14 protein-coding genes are annotated in these 13,976 nt (G+C 67.9%); 11 read left to right on the top strand and 3 right to left on the bottom strand.

Translation table 11 applies throughout. The annotated features are described in order from the left end of the window. The first annotated feature begins 9 nt into the window (after positions 1–9). The 7 genes from ACFWZ1_RS06565 (at position 10) to ACFWZ1_RS06535 (ending at position 6,079) form a co-directional block, all read left to right on the top strand. Positions 10–936 carry an EamA family transporter gene (locus ACFWZ1_RS06565; protein ID WP_439665831.1) on the top strand — a complete coding sequence of 309 codons (927 nt, stop codon included), beginning with the start codon at positions 10–12 and terminating at the stop codon, positions 934–936. A 52-nt stretch (positions 937–988) separates the two neighbouring features. Next, on the top strand, positions 989–1,909 hold the full coding sequence (locus tag ACFWZ1_RS06560; protein ID WP_439665830.1) for a 23S rRNA (adenine(2030)-N(6))-methyltransferase RlmJ: 921 nt from the start codon (positions 989–991) through the stop codon (positions 1,907–1,909). A 63-nt stretch (positions 1,910–1,972) separates the two neighbouring features. Further along, positions 1,973–2,488: a Slp family lipoprotein gene (locus ACFWZ1_RS06555; protein WP_231324817.1), complete on the top strand. Its 516-nt coding sequence runs from the start codon at positions 1,973–1,975 to the stop codon at positions 2,486–2,488. 163 nt (positions 2,489–2,651) lie between these two features. Beyond that, entirely contained in the window at positions 2,652–3,560 is a 909-nt protein-coding gene (locus tag ACFWZ1_RS06550; RefSeq protein ID WP_231324815.1) for a cation diffusion facilitator family transporter, read from the top strand. A 110-nt stretch (positions 3,561–3,670) separates the two neighbouring features. Beyond that, complete coding sequence (locus ACFWZ1_RS06545) at positions 3,671–4,615, top strand: aspartyl/asparaginyl beta-hydroxylase domain-containing protein (RefSeq protein ID WP_231324813.1); 945 nt, start codon at positions 3,671–3,673, stop codon at positions 4,613–4,615. A 57-nt stretch (positions 4,616–4,672) separates the two neighbouring features. Further along, a complete protein-coding gene (gene sigJ / locus ACFWZ1_RS06540; RefSeq protein ID WP_439665829.1) occupies positions 4,673–5,575 on the top strand; it encodes an RNA polymerase sigma factor SigJ in 903 nt (300 codons plus the stop codon). Between the two features lie 42 nt (positions 5,576–5,617). Continuing rightward, positions 5,618–6,079 carry a carboxymuconolactone decarboxylase family protein gene (locus ACFWZ1_RS06535; RefSeq protein WP_439665828.1) on the top strand — a complete coding sequence of 154 codons (462 nt, stop codon included), beginning with the start codon at positions 5,618–5,620 and terminating at the stop codon, positions 6,077–6,079. A 75-nt stretch (positions 6,080–6,154) separates the two neighbouring features. On the opposite strand, the gene ACFWZ1_RS06530 is transcribed toward ACFWZ1_RS06535, so the two are convergent. The 3 genes from ACFWZ1_RS06530 to grxC all read right to left on the bottom strand — a co-directional run bounded on the left by ACFWZ1_RS06530 (position 6,155) and on the right by grxC (position 8,047). Further along, the gene (locus tag ACFWZ1_RS06530; protein WP_231324808.1) at positions 6,155–7,168 is read right to left on the bottom strand and encodes an isocitrate dehydrogenase; all 1,014 of its coding nucleotides are present in this window, start codon (positions 7,166–7,168) and stop codon (positions 6,155–6,157) included. Positions 7,169–7,391: 223 nt separating this feature from the next. Continuing rightward, a complete protein-coding gene (locus ACFWZ1_RS06525; RefSeq protein WP_231324806.1) occupies positions 7,392–7,787 on the bottom strand; it encodes a carboxymuconolactone decarboxylase family protein in 396 nt (131 codons plus the stop codon). Further along, positions 7,784–8,047, bottom strand: coding sequence for a glutaredoxin 3 (gene grxC, locus ACFWZ1_RS06520; RefSeq protein WP_231324805.1), 264 nt, complete (start codon positions 8,045–8,047; stop codon positions 7,784–7,786). Before grxC ends, ACFWZ1_RS06525 begins: the two co-directional genes overlap by 4 nt. A gap of 127 nt (positions 8,048–8,174) precedes the next feature. Between grxC and ACFWZ1_RS06515 the strand changes: the two genes are divergently transcribed. The 4 genes from ACFWZ1_RS06515 (at position 8,175) to ppk1 (ending at position 13,962) form a co-directional block, all read left to right on the top strand. After that, a complete protein-coding gene (locus tag ACFWZ1_RS06515) occupies positions 8,175–9,791 on the top strand; it encodes a M48 family metalloprotease (protein ID WP_439665827.1) in 1,617 nt (538 codons plus the stop codon). 150 nt (positions 9,792–9,941) lie between these two features. Then, entirely contained in the window at positions 9,942–10,631 is a 690-nt protein-coding gene (phoB, locus tag ACFWZ1_RS06510) for a phosphate regulon transcriptional regulator PhoB (RefSeq protein WP_231324801.1), read from the top strand. A gap of 85 nt (positions 10,632–10,716) precedes the next feature. Next, positions 10,717–11,757: a phosphate regulon sensor histidine kinase PhoR gene (phoR, locus tag ACFWZ1_RS06505; RefSeq protein ID WP_439665826.1), complete on the top strand. Its 1,041-nt coding sequence runs from the start codon at positions 10,717–10,719 to the stop codon at positions 11,755–11,757. Between the two features lie 108 nt (positions 11,758–11,865). After that, the gene (gene ppk1, locus ACFWZ1_RS06500) at positions 11,866–13,962 is read left to right on the top strand and encodes a polyphosphate kinase 1 (RefSeq protein WP_439665825.1); all 2,097 of its coding nucleotides are present in this window, start codon (positions 11,866–11,868) and stop codon (positions 13,960–13,962) included. Positions 13,963–13,976 lie beyond the last annotated feature (14 nt).

The following is a 13,976-nucleotide window of genomic DNA, read 5'->3' as shown; positions in this document are numbered from 1 at the left end:
GACCTCCCCATGCAAGCCATCAGCAAGGCCCGCCTGCAGATCCACTTCTGCGTGGTGTTGTGGGGCTTCACCGCGATCCTCGGCAAGCTGATCACGCTGCCGGCAGCGGCGCTGGTCTGGTGGCGCATGTTGCTGGTGACGGTGGCGCTGATGATGACGCCGCGCGTCTGGCGCGGGCTCAGGGCGATGCCGGCGCGGCTGCGCTGGGCCTATGCGGGCATCGGGGTGCTGGTGTCGCTGCACTGGCTCACTTTCTATGCGGCGATCAAGCTCTCCAACGCATCGGTCGGCGCCACCTGCATCGCGCTGGGGCCGGTGTTCCTGGCTTTCGTGGAACCGTGGATCGCACGGCGCCGTTTCGACCCGCGCGAGCTGCTGCTCGGCGTGGCGGTGGTGCCGGGTGTGGCGATGGTGGTCGGCGGCGTCCCCACCGCGATGCGGTTGGGCCTGGTCGTCGGCGCCGCCTCGGCGCTGCTGGTGGCGCTGTTCAGCGCGTGCAACAAGCGGCTGGTCGAGCACGGCGATCCGCTCACCGTGACCTGGCTGGAACTGGGCACGGGCACGCTGTTCCTGGGCCTGCTGGCGCCGCTGCTGCCGCACACAGGCAGCGCCTTCGTCCTGCCTGGACTGCATGACGCCATCCTGCTGGTGTTGCTGTCCTTCGGCTGCACGCTGTTGCCTTTCGCGTTGGCATTGGTGGCGCTGCGGCACCTGAGCGCGTTCGGCACGCAGATGGTGACCAACCTGGAGCCTGTCTACGCCATCGTGCTGGCCGTGCTGCTGCTGGGCGAGCAGCGCGAACTGGCCTGGCCGTTCTACCTGGGGGTGGCGGTGATCCTGGCCGCGGTTTTCGTGCATCCGTGGCTGAGCCGCCGCCAGGAACCGGCCCAGCCGGAGCTGCTCGGCGTGAGCGAGTCGCACAGCACCACCGACTAGGGCGTGCGTGCTTCCACCGGGTAGCCGGGCCGCCGGCCTCTATACTTCCCCGATGAACTACCGCCACGCCTACCACGCCGGCAACTTCGCCGATGTCTTGAAGCACGTCGTGCTGTCCGCGCTGATCGATGCGCTCAAAGCCAAGCCCACGCCATTTGCCGTGATCGACACGCACGCGGGCAGCGGCTCCTACGCGCTCGAGGGCAAGGAGGCGGAGAAGACCGGCGAGTGGCGCGAAGGCGTGGGGCGGCTGCTGTTTCCCGACGTGGGCCCCCATGCCAGCTCGGGCGGCACGCTGCCGCCGCTGCTGCGGCACTGGCTGGACGGCCTGCTGGCGATGCCCGGCAACGAGCACGGCCTGAAGCTTTATCCCGGGTCGCCGCTGCAGGCGGCCATGGCCATGCGCGAGAGCGACAGCGCCCAGTTGTGCGAGCTGCAGCCGGAGGAAGCCTCGCGCCTGCGCGAGCTGTTCCATCACGACAAGCGCATGCACGTGCACCAGCGCGACGGTTACGAGGCGCTCAAGGCGCTGCTTCCGCCAAAGGAAAAGCGCGGGCTGGTGCTGATCGACCCGCCCTACGAGGCGCAGGAGGCCGAGTACCGGTTGATCGAGCAGGCGCTCAAAGGCGCCCTGGTGCGCTGGCCCACCGGCGTCTATGCCGTGTGGTATCCGATCAAGCAGCGCAGCCAGGTGCAACCGTTCCTGCGCTGGCTCGGCCATTGCGGCGCCCGCCGCGTGCTTCGCGCCGAACTCCTGGTGCATCCGGACGACTCGCCGCTGCGGCTGAATGGTTCGGGCATGGCGATCCTCAACGCGCCGTGGAAGCTGGACGACACTTTGCGCGAGCCGATGCGCGCGCTGTCCCGGCTGCTGGCGCAGGAACGCCCGGCCGAATGGCGCCTGGACTGGCTGCTCGAAGAAGGCGCCGCGCCGCAACCGTCGCCGCTACCGCGTTCACACGGTCGCCGCTAAGCTCGCTCCGGACCGCGGCGGCATCCCCGCCGCGCCTTTCCTCGCCAAGGTCAGGAGCCCGCCATGCGCATCCGCCTCGCTTCGATCATGTTCCGCTCGCTCGTGCCCGCCACGCTGCTGGTGCTCGCCGCCTGCGCTCCCGCGCCGATCTACAAACCCTCGCCAAACGCGGTGAGCGCCGCGCCGTTCCAGGTCGCCCAATCGCCCGAGCAGTTCGCCAGCCAACAGGTGATCTGGGGCGGGCGCATCGTCGGCGTCACCAATCTCGCCGATCACAGCGAGGTGGAAGTCCTCGCCTACCCGCTGGACAAGTCGCAGCGGCCGCAGGCCAACGACAGCGGCAGCGGCCGGTTCATCGCGGTGATGCCCGGTTACGTGGAATCGCTCGATTACCCGGCCGGCGGCCTGATCACGGTCAACGGCCAGCTCAACGGCAGCCGCGCCGGCAAGGTCGGCCAGGCTGACTACGTGTTTCCGCTGGTGCAGGTGAACCAGTCGCACGTGTGGACCGCGGACGAGATGAACAAGGGCAAGAACAACGTGCACTTCGGCGTGGGTGTCGGCGTCGGCATCCGCTGAATGCGGGCACGTCTTGCAGGAGCCCGCCCGTGGGCGATGCTTTTTCCGCCGGGCCCCAAGTGCAGCGTCCCAACAGTGGGCTCCTGCGAAAAGCAGTCAACGCGCGGCGCAATTTCATGCGCTGCCCTAGACTAGCCGGCTCATCTGCCACGGAAACGGTTTCATGTCCGGCCACGCCAACTCGCTCAAGGCGATCTTCCTCGCGCTCGGCGCCAACTTCGCCATCTTCATTGCCAAGCTCGTCGCCGCCTTCCTGACCGGTTCGGGCGCGATGCTCGCCGAGGCGGTGCATTCGCTGGCCGATTGCGGCAACCAGGGCCTGTTGCTGCTGGGCATGCGCCAGGCCAAGCGGCCGCCGTCGGACGAGTACCCGCTGGGCTGGGGGCGCGCGCTGTATTTCTGGTCGTTCCTGGTGGCGATCCTGCTGTTCAGCGTCGGCGGCGTGTTCTCGGTCTACGAGGGCGTGCACAAGCTCAGCCATCCCGAGCCGCTGAAGTGGCCCTGGCTGGCACTTGGCGTGCTGGTATTCGGTGTCATCGCCGAAGGCATTTCCATGCGCGGCTGCATGCAGGAGGTCAACAAGGCTCGCGGCGAGCAGAACCTGTGGACCTGGTTCCGCGAGACCCGCTCCAGCGAGCTGCTGGTGATCTTCGGCGAGGACCTGGCGGCGCTGATCGGCCTGTGCCTGGCCGCGCTGGCGGTGGGCGCCACCATGCTGACCGGCAACCTGTTGTTCGACGCCATGGGCACCGTCGCGATCGGCGTGCTGCTGGTGGTGGTGGCCGTGGCGCTGGCGGTGGAGGTCAAGGCGTTGCTGATCGGCCAGGGCGTGGAGCCGCGCCGTCGCGGCGAACTGTTGGCCTTCCTGGAGAACCGCCCGGAGGTGGCCAAGGTGCTGAACCTGATCACGCTGCAGATGGGAGCGGACGTGATGGTCTCGGTCAAGGCGAAGATGCAGCCGTGCGCCAGCGATCGTGCGCTGATCGACGCGATCAACGTCGTCGAACGGGATATGAAAGCGCAGTTCCCGGACATCCGCTGGAGCTTCTTCGAGCCGGATGTGACGGACTGACGGACTGCGTGCGCTCGCTTCCTCTCCCACGGGGAGCGGGGGCGGACGTGGGCTCTGCCCACCTGTTCGCGGCAGCGTAGAATGAACCGCCCCACTCTCGACCCAGCCCCATGATCTTCACCCCCCGCCTGATCGTCCTGCTGCTGCTCCTGCTGTTCGCCGGCTGCGTGCTGCTGGTGCATCTGCGCGGGCGGGCGCGGCTGCGCTTCGACCGCCAGCTGGTGGACCATTCGGCCATCTTCGCTCCGTACAACCTGCTGATGTACGCCTTCTCGGCAGTACCGGCGCGGCCGATCCTCGACCGCCGCGGCTTCCCGCAGCTGGACCTGTTGCAGGCCAACTGGCAGACCATTCGCGAGGAGGCGCTGCGCCTCTTCGACGAAGGCCACATCCGCGCCGCCGAAAAGCACAACGACGCCAGCTTCAACAGCTTCTTCAAGCAGGGCTGGAAGCGCTTCTACCTCAAGTGGTACGGCGAGCCGCTGGCCTCGGCCGAGGCGTTGTGTCCCAAGACGGTCGAGCTGCTCAACGCCATTCCCAGCATCAAGGCGGCGATGTTCGCCACGCTGGCGCCGCACAGCAAGCTCAATCCCCACCGCGATCCGTTCGCCGGCTCCCTGCGCTACCACCTGGGCCTGATCACCCCCAACTCGCGCGACTGCCGCATCTTCGTCGACGGTGAGGAACACGCCTGGGGCGACGGCAAGGACGTGGTGTTCGACGAGACCTACGTGCACTGGGTGGAAAACAAGACCGACCAGACCCGCGTGATCCTTTTCGCCGATGTCGAGCGACCGCTGCGCACGCGCTGGATGGGCGCGGTCAACCAGCGGGTCGGCGCGTTCATGGGCAAGATCACTGCCTCGCCGAACGCGGACAACGGCAACGAGAAGGTGGGTTTCGTCAACCGCATGTTCGCCCTCAACCAGCGTAGCCGCGAGCGCAGCAAGGCGTTCAAGCGCCGGCATCCGAAACTGTTCCGCGGGCTCAAGTACGCCGGCATCGTGCTGCTGATCTGGCTGGTGTTCCTGGCGCCCTGGCCGCTGGTGCGCTGAGACCGGTCACGTTCCGCGCGCATCGCGCGTCCTGGCCGTATCCCAACGGAGAATTCCATGGATACCCAGACCGCCTTGTTCCAGCAGCACCGCCCCCGCCTGTTCGGGTTGGCCTACCGCATGCTCGGCACGCCCACCGACGCCGAGGACGTGCTGCACGACGCCTGGCTGCGCTGGCACGCGCAGGACACCAGCGTCCTGGACGACCCGGAAGCCTGGCTGGTCACGGTCACCACCCGCCTGGCGCTCGACCGCCTGCGCCGCGCCAAGACCGAGCGCGAGCACTACACCGGTCCCTGGCTGCCCGAGCCGCTGGTGCCGGATGCGGAGCGCCCGGAAGCCGAGCTGGAGCGCGGCGAGACCCTCACCCTGTCTTTCCTGCTGCTGCTCGAACGGCTGAGTCCGGAAGAGCGGGCCGCGTTCCTGCTCCACGAAGTCTTCGATTACAGCCATGGGGAGGCCGCGGCGATCCTCGGCATCGCCGAGGACGCCTGCCGGCAACGCGTACACCGCGCCAAGACGCGCCTGCGCGAGGGACGGCCGCGCTTCAGCGTGGATACGCCGACCCAGCGACGCATGCTCCAGCGCTTCATCGAGGCGGTAAAGCAGCCCGACCTCGAATCGCTGCGCGCGCTGTTCGCGGAAGACGCCATTGCGATCGCCGATGGCGGCGGCGTCGTGCGAGCCGTCCTGCGTCCTCTGCAGGGGGCCGACCGCCTTGCCCGCCTCTACATGCAGATCGGCATCCGCTTCTACTCACGTCCGGACGTGCACTTCACCACGACCACGCTCAATGGCGAACCCGTGCTGCTGGCCTGGGCCGGGGACACGCTGGTCAGCGCCACATGGGTCGAATGCGAGGGCGACCAAATCACCGCCACCCTCGCCCTTCGTCATCCCGACAAGCTGGCGCGCCTGGCGGCGGTCACGAAAAGCAGGCCTCTGGCGTCCTTGCATTGAACGGCCCATCCCGGGCCGCCTTCCAAGCCAAGGAGTCCCGCCATGTCCCGTTTCGCCATCCAACGTCACTACAAATCCATGATGCCGCTGGTCCAGCTCGGCAAGCAGGTCCATGACGCCGGCCGCCTGGAGCCGCGCCTGATCGACCTGGTGCTCATGCGTGTGTCGCAGATCAACGGCTGCGCCTACTGCCTGGACATGCACAGCAAGGACGCCCGTGCGGCCGGCGAAACCGAGCAACGCCTATACGTCCTGCCGGCCTGGCGCGAAACCACCCTGTTCAGCGAACGCGAGCGCATCGCCCTGGCCTGGGCCGAGGAACTGACCGAACTGAACTCGCACGACGCGGTCTCCGACGCCCTCTACGAGCAGGCCCGCCAGCTCTTCGACGAAGACGCGCTGGTCGACCTCACGCTGCTCGTGGTGACGATCAACAGCTGGAACCGCATCAACATCGCCGCGCGTACGATCGGCGGGAGCTACAAGCCCGGCCAGCACGGCTGAGCACGCCCGGAGGCTCAAGCTGAAAAAAAGGCCGCGGACGAATGCCGCGGCCTTGATGACGTTCCCGCCCGAAACTCAGGCCTTCACGCGCCTGGCGATTGCCTCGCCGAAGCTCTGCGTGTTGCCCTTGCCGCCAAGGTCCGGCGTAACGTGCTCATGGTCGTTGGCCATTGTCTCGCGGATCGCGTTGCGCAGGCGGGTGCCCTTGTCGACCATGCCCAGGTGGTCGAGCATGTCGGCCGCGGCCAGCAGCAGCGCGCAGGGGTTGGCGATGCCCTTGCCGGCGATGTCCGGGGCGGAACCATGGACCGCTTCGAAAATGGCTGCGTGCTCGCCGATGTTGTCGCCCGGCGCCAGGCCCAGGCCGCCGACCAGGCCGGCGCACAGGTCCGAGAGGATGTCGCCGAACAGGTTGGTGGTCACGATCACGTCGAACTGCTCGGGGCGCATCACCAGCTGCATGCAGGTGTTGTCCACGATCATCTCGTTGAATTCGATCTGCGGGTATTCCTTGGCGATCTCGCGCGCCACGTTGAGGAACAGGCCCGAGGCGGTCTTGATGATGTTGGCCTTGTGCACCGCGGTGACCTTCTTGCGGCCTTTCTTCACCGCCATCTCGAAGGCATAGCGCACGATCCGCGCGCAGCCCTTGCGCGTCACGCGGATCATCGAGGTCGCGACCTCGCCGTCCTCGGAGAGCGTCTGGCCCTCGGCGAGGTAGGCGCCCTCGGTGTTCTCGCGCACCGTGATGATGTCGATGTTCTCGTAGCGCGCGCGGGTGCCCGGGAAGCTCGTGGCGGGGCGGACGTTGGCGTAGAGGTCGAAATGCCGGCGCAAGGTCACGTTGATCGAGGTGAAGCCACCGCCGATCGGGGTGGTGAGCGGGCCCTTCAACGCGACGCGGTGTTCGGCGATCTTGTCCAGGGTCGGCTTGGGCAGCAGGTCTCCGTGCTTCTCCAATGCCACCATGCCGGCGTCGACGACGTCGTAGCTCAGGCCGCAATCGAGCGCGTCGAGCACGCGCAGCGTGGCGGTCATGATTTCCGGACCGATGCCGTCGCCCGGGATCACGGCGATGGTTTTGCTCATGGGAGACTCCTTGGGGACTGATCGCGCTCGTGCGGCGGGAGATGCGCACGGCAAAGAGGCCCATTATCGCCCAAGCGCGCCGTGCCGGCAGCGGGCGGATATGCCAGGGCGTTGCAAATCCTCGCATGGAGCGTTGCGGTTCATCGCACCGCATGCTGCCGCCAGTACGGGCTTCAGCCACCGCAACCTGCCGGGGCGGTGGGTTGAAGCCCGCCCTAGGGGTTCATGCGTGGTCGGCGCAGGCGGCGCCTTCGGTCTGGCCACCTTCCAGCTGGTCGAGAAAATCCACGGCCCGGCGCAGGTGCGGGATGACGATAGATCCGCCGACCACCAGGCCTACGCTGAAGGTCTCGAAGAATTCCTCGCGGGTGACGCCGGCTTCCTTGCATTGCGCCACGTGGTAGCTGATGCAGTCGTCGCAACGCAGCACCATCGAGGCGACCAGGCCGAGCAGCTCCTTGGTCTTCACGTCGAGCGCGCCGGGCTTGTAGGTCTGCGTGTCGAGCGCGAAGAAGCGCCGCACGACCTGGTTGTCCTCGGACAGGATGCGCTCGTTCATGCGCTGGCGGAACGCGGTGAATTCCGCCAGGCGGTCCTTGCTCTTGTCGGCGTCGCTCATGCGGCCTCGCCGAGCAGTTGCTTGAGCTTGCCGCTGCGGTCGGCGGCGACCAGATCGTCGTAACCGCCCACGTGCTGGTCGTTGATGAAGATCTGCGGCACCGTGCGGCGACCGCCGCTGCGCTGGAGCATCAGGTCGCGCTGGGCCGGGTCGGCATCCACGCGCACCTCGTTCCACTCCAGCCCCTTGGACTTGAGCAGGTTCTTGGCGGCCACGCAGTAGGGACAAACGGCGGTGGAATACACCTCGATCTTGGGCATGACTGGCACTCCGGGCGACTTTTCAAAGCTGACCACCAGATGGGGCGCCCGACGCCTGTTTGCAAGCAACGAACGATGAACCGACGCCCCGACCGGCGGTCTTGTACTGATGTATTGTCGCCCACCTATGGCCATGGCACCACGACCCGCCCCCCGCCTGCTGACCGCGCTGCTCACCGCCTGCCTTGCCTTCGGCGCGGGCGCGCAGGAGGACATCCGCCTGCCGGACCTGGGCAGTTCGGCGGACGCGCTGATTTCCCCGCAGGACGCCCAGGACTACGGCGCCGCCATGCTGCGCGAGATGCGCTCGCTGGACATGGTGGTGGAAGACCCGCTGCTGGACGACTACCTCAATGACCTGGGCTACCGCCTGGTGGCCGGCAGCGACCGTCCGAAGGACCATTTCACCTTCTTCGTGGTCAAGGACGAGGAGATCAATGCCTTCGCCGCTCCCGGCGGCTACATCGCCGTCAACTCCGGCCTGATCGCCATCACACGCAGCGAAAGCGAACTGGCCGGCGTGATCGCCCACGAGATCGGCCATATCACGCAGAACCACCTGCAGCGCGCGTTCGAGGATTCGAAGAAGGATGCGCCGCTGATGGCGCTGGTGCTGCTGGGCGCGGTCGCCGCCGGCGCCAGCTCGCACAGTGGCGATTCCCCGATGGCGGTGCTGGCCGCCGGACAAGGCCTGATCGCGCAGCGCTCGATCAACTTCACCCGCAAGGACGAGGTCGAGGCCGATCGCGTGGGCATCCAGACACTCGCCAACGCCGGTTTCGACCCGCGCGCCATGGCCAGCTTCTTCGAGCGCATGCAGGACACGCTGCGCGCCGGCTCCGGGGGCACCGACGTGCCCGCGCTCCTGCAGACCCACCCGGTCACGCTCGCGCGCATCAGTGACGCCAAGTCGCGCGCGGGCGCGCTGCTGGCCGCGCAGAAGCTGCGCCCGAGCGGCACCACGCTGGTGCGCAGCGAGTGGGAAAAGACCACCGCGCCGATCGCCTACGTGAAGGACCCGACCGCGCTGCTCGCCGCCACCGCACCCAAGGACGGTCTGGACACCTACGCGCTGATGCGCGAACGCGCGCGCGTACTGGCCGGCGACGCTTCCAGGCTGGTCCACTACTACAACGCGAATTTCGGCATGGCCGGCTTCGACAGCCCGGCCAACCGCTACGGCTATGCGCTGGCGCTGACCCGCAGCGGCGCCGGCGCGCAGGCGATCGCGCAGCTCAAGCCGCTGCTGGCGGCGCATCCGGGCAACCTGATCCTCGACCTGGCGATGGCTGACGCACAGCTGCAGGACGGTCAGCGCGCCGACGCGCTGGCCCGCTATGCCCGCCTCAACACCCGCTCGCCGCGCAACCGTGCGGTGGCGCTGGCCTACGCCAAGGCGCTGACCGCTGGCGGCGACACTGCCGAAGCCACGCTCGCCGCGTCGCTGCTTCGCCCGCTGCTGGACAACGCCGACGAACCGGAAGTCTACCGCAGCTACGCCCGCGCCAGCGACAAGGCCGGCGACAGCGTGCGCGCCGGCGAGGCCTACTCGGACGCCAGCTACCTCTCCGGTCGCCCGTTCGACGCCATGGAACAGTTGAAGCGCCTGCTCAAGCGCGACGACCTGGACTACTACGCCCGTGCGCGCATCCAGGCGCGCATCGCCGATCTGACGCCGCTGGTGCTGGAACTGCGCAAGCGCAAGGTGCAGACCGAGGACAATCCGGACGGGCGAAGCCAGTAGAGCGGGAATGACGCTGGTCGAGGTGATGCAAGCCAGTGCGGCCGACGAGCCGCAAACCGAAAGGCCGATGTTCCTCGTTCCCCGCCCCTGTCATCCCCACGTAACATTCCCCCACTGCAATACGCTCGTCACAGGCCAGGCGAAACCCGCGTGCACAAGCGCATCCTCATCGTCGAAGACGAAGCCTCCATCCGCGACATGGTCACCTTCGCGCTGCACAAGGCCGGCATGGAGGCCATGCAGGCGGCGGATGCCCGTGCCGCGCAGATCGCCATCGCCGAGCAGGTGCCGGACCTGATCCTGCTGGACTGGATGCTGCCAGGCACCAGCGGGCTGGAACTGGCGCGGCGGCTGCGCAAGGAAGAACTCAGCCGCGAGATCCCGATCATCATGCTCACCGCGCGCGGCGAGGAGATGGACCGGGTCAACGGCCTGGAGGCAGGCGTCGACGATTACGTCGTCAAGCCCTTCTCCACGCGCGAACTGATCGCCCGCATCAAGGCCGTCCTGCGCCGCAGCCAGGGCGACGACGGCACTGGCATGGTCGAACTGGGCGGCCTGCGCATCGATGGGCCGGCGCACCGCGTCTTCGCCGGCGAGGAGCCCGTGCCGATCGGCCCCACCGAGTACCGCCTGCTGTACTTCTTCATGACCCACCCCGAGCGCGTCTACACCCGCGCCCAACTGCTCGACCACGTATGGGGCGGCAGCGTCTACGTGGAGGAGCGCACGGTGGACGTGCACATCCGCCGCCTGCGCAAGACTCTGGAGCCCTGGCAGCTCGACGCGATGGTGCAGACCGTGCGCGGCGCGGGCTACCGCTTCTCGGCCAGCGTCTGACCATGCGCTCCCCCATGGGCGGCCTTCTGTTCCCTCTCCATCGGCGCCGCCGGGCAAGCGGGGAAAGCCTTTCGGGATGCCACCGATGAAACACCGCGCCCGCCGCCTCGCCATCACCCTGCACGACCTGCGCGACGCGGCCGACAGCCTGCCCGATGCGATCGTGCTGCTGGACGAAGCCTGGCGTGTGCGCTGGTTCAATCGCGCCTCCGAAACGCTGCTGGGCCTGCGCCGCGGCAGAGACCGCGGCGTGCTGCTGTCCGAGCGCCTGCAGGGCACCGACCTGGCCGCCTGGCTGCGGTCCGGGGCCCGGATGCCGCTGCACGACGTGCCGGCGCCCGGCCGCGCCGAGGGTCACCTGGACGTCTCGGTGCAGCCGTTCGGCCGCCGCCAGCGGATGCTGATGGCACGCGACATCAGTCCGCTGACGAGGCTCGAACAGATCCGCCGCGACTTCGTGGCCAACGTCTCGCACGAGTTGCGCACGCCGCTCACCGTGATCCACGGCTACCTGGAGCTGCTCGATCCGGAGGACGTGCCCGCACTCGCCCCGGTACTTGGCGAGATGCGCGCGCAGTCCAAGCGCATGGGCCAGATCGTGGAAGACCTGCTGACCCTTTCTCGCCTGGAAACCCAGGAACATGTCATCGACGAGCGCGTGCCGATGGCCGCGTTGCTCGCCACCCTGCGCAAGGAGGCCGAGGCGCTGAGCCAGGGTCGACACCAAATTGCATTGGAGGTGGAAACCGACTGCGACCTGCTCGGCTCGCCCCGGGACCTGCACAGCGCGCTGTCCAACCTGGTCAGCAACGCCGTGCGCTACACCCCCAGCGGCGGCAGCATCACGATCCGCTGGCAGCGCACGGCCGCGGGCGCGACCTACGCCGTGGCCGATACGGGCTACGGCATCCCGGCCAGCCACCTGGCGCGGCTGACCGAACGCTTTTACCGCGTGTCGTCCAGTCGCTCGCGCGAAACCGGCGGCACCGGACTGGGGTTGTCCATCGTCAAGCACGTGCTCAACCTGCACCAGGCGCGCCTGACCGTGGAAAGCACGCCCGGCAAGGGTTCGACCTTCGCCTGCCACTTCGAGCCGGAGCGTCTGCTCCCGCCGGAAACTCAGTAGCGCAGGCTCGAGGCGCCATACCGCCACGGTGTCGTGGGCTGAAGCCCACCCTACCGTGTGATCGACACCGGGTGTACTTGCGCCCGGCATCGGCCAGAATGGGTTCCCATGGCCCGCAAACCGCCGCAAACCGCCACCGAGATCGCCGACCTGTCCGCGCCGGAGCTGTACCTGAGCCGCGAACTGGCCGCGCTGGAATTCAACTTCCGCGTACTCGCCATGGCACGCGATGCCCGCGTGCCGCTGCTGGAACGGCTGCGCTACCTGAGCATCGTGGCGAACAACCTCGACGAATTCTTCGAGGTGCGCGTGGCGATGCTCAAGCACCACCACGCTTACGGCTCGGCCGCGCCCGGACCGGACGGCCTTTCCTCCAGCGAGCTGCTGACGCGCATTCGCGCCCGCGCGCTGGACCTGGTCACGGAGCAGTACGCGACCTGGCAGGAGCAGCTCAAGCCGCAGCTGGACGCCGAGGGCATCCGTTTCCTCACCCGCCACCAGTGGAACCCCGTGCAGCGGCGCTGGTTGCAGGGCTATTTCGAGCACGAGGTGCTGCCGGTGCTGTCGCCGCTGGGGCTGGACCCGGCGCACCCGTTCCCGCGCATCCTCAACAAGACGCTCAACATTGCGGTGGTGCTGCAGGGCCGCGATGCGTTCGGCCACGAGGGCCACATGGCCCTGGTGCGCGCGCCGCGCTCGCTGCCGCGCATCGTCAAGCTGCCGGCCGAAGTGGGCGGCGGTGGCGACAACTTCGTGTTCCTGGCCGAACTGCTGCAGGCTTTCGTCGACCTGATGTTCGCCGGCTTCAAGGTGGTCGGCTCCTACCAGTTCCGCGTCACCCGCAACAGCGAGCTGATCGTCGAAGAGGCGGAGGTGGAAAACCTCGCCCGCGCGCTCAGCGAGGAGTTGCTGGGCCGCGGTTACGCGCGGCCCGTGCGGCTGGAGATCGCCAACGACTGCCCGAAGGCGATCACCGCCATGCTGGTGGCCAACTTCGAGCTGGAGGAATCGGACGTCTATCGCTGCGACGGCCCGGTCAACATCATCCGCGCCGGCGGCATCTACGACCACGTCGACCGGCCCGAACTCAAGTTCCCGCGCTTCGTGCCCTGCCTGCCGGCGGCGATCGAACCGGGCGCCAACCTGTTCGAGCTGATCGGCCAGCGCGACGTGCTGCTGCACCATCCGTACGAGAGTTTCGCCGCGGTGGTCGACCTGCTGCGCCAGGCCGCGGCCGATCCCGCCGTGCTGGCGATCAAGCAGACGCTCTACCGCGCCGGCGAGGACACTCCGCTGGTCGACCTGCTGGTGGAAGCGGCGCGCAACGGCAAGGACGTCACCGTGGTGATCGAGTTGCGCGCGCGCTTCGACGAGGAGGCGAACATCCGGCTGGCCACGCGCCTGCAGGAAGCCGGCGTGCAGGTGGTCTATGGCGTGGTCGGCTACAAGACCCACGCCAAGATGATGCTGATCGTGCGACGCGAGACGGACACGCTGCGCCGCTACGTGCACCTGTCCACCGGCAACTACCACCAGGCCAACAGCCGGATGTACACCGACATCGGCCTGATGACCTCCCATCCGGAGATCGGCGAAGACCTGCACAAGGTATTCCAGCAGCTCTCGGGCCTCGGCTCGGTGATCAGCCTGAAGCGCCTGCTGCATTCGCCCTTCACCCTGTACAAGAGCGTGGTCGCCAAGATCGAGCGCGAAACCGCCAACGCGCGGGCGGGCAAGCCATCGCGCATCGTGGCCAAGCTCAACGCGCTGAACGAATCGCACGTGATCGAGGCGCTCTACCGCGCCTCGCAGGCGGGCGTGGAGATCGACCTGATCGTGCGCGGGGCCTGCACGCTCCGGCCCGGGCTGCCGGGGATCTCCGAGCGCATCCGCGTGCGCTCGATCGTGGGAAGGTTCCTCGAACACAGCCGCGTGTACTGGTTCGCCAACGACGGCCAGCCGGAGATCTATTGCGCCAGCGCCGACTGGATGGAGCGCAACCTGATGCGCCGCATCGAAGTGGCCTTCCCTATCCTGGACCCGGCCCTGGCCGCGCGCGTGTTCGACGAGACGCTGGCCAACGGCCTGGCGGACAACACCCAGGCCTGGCTATTGGATGGCGATGGCCGCTACACGCGCGCCACGCCCGGCGACCAGCCGCCGCACTGCGCGCAGCAGACCTTGCTGGACAAGATCTGCAAATGACCCTGCGAGCGCAG

Source organism: Frateuria sp. GZRe14 (genome assembly GCF_051900395.1).
GTDB lineage: Bacteria > Pseudomonadota > Gammaproteobacteria > Xanthomonadales > Rhodanobacteraceae > Frateuria_A > Frateuria_A edaphi.
The sequence above is the reverse complement of the archived record's forward strand: the minus strand, read 5'-3'. Positions and strand labels throughout refer to the sequence as shown.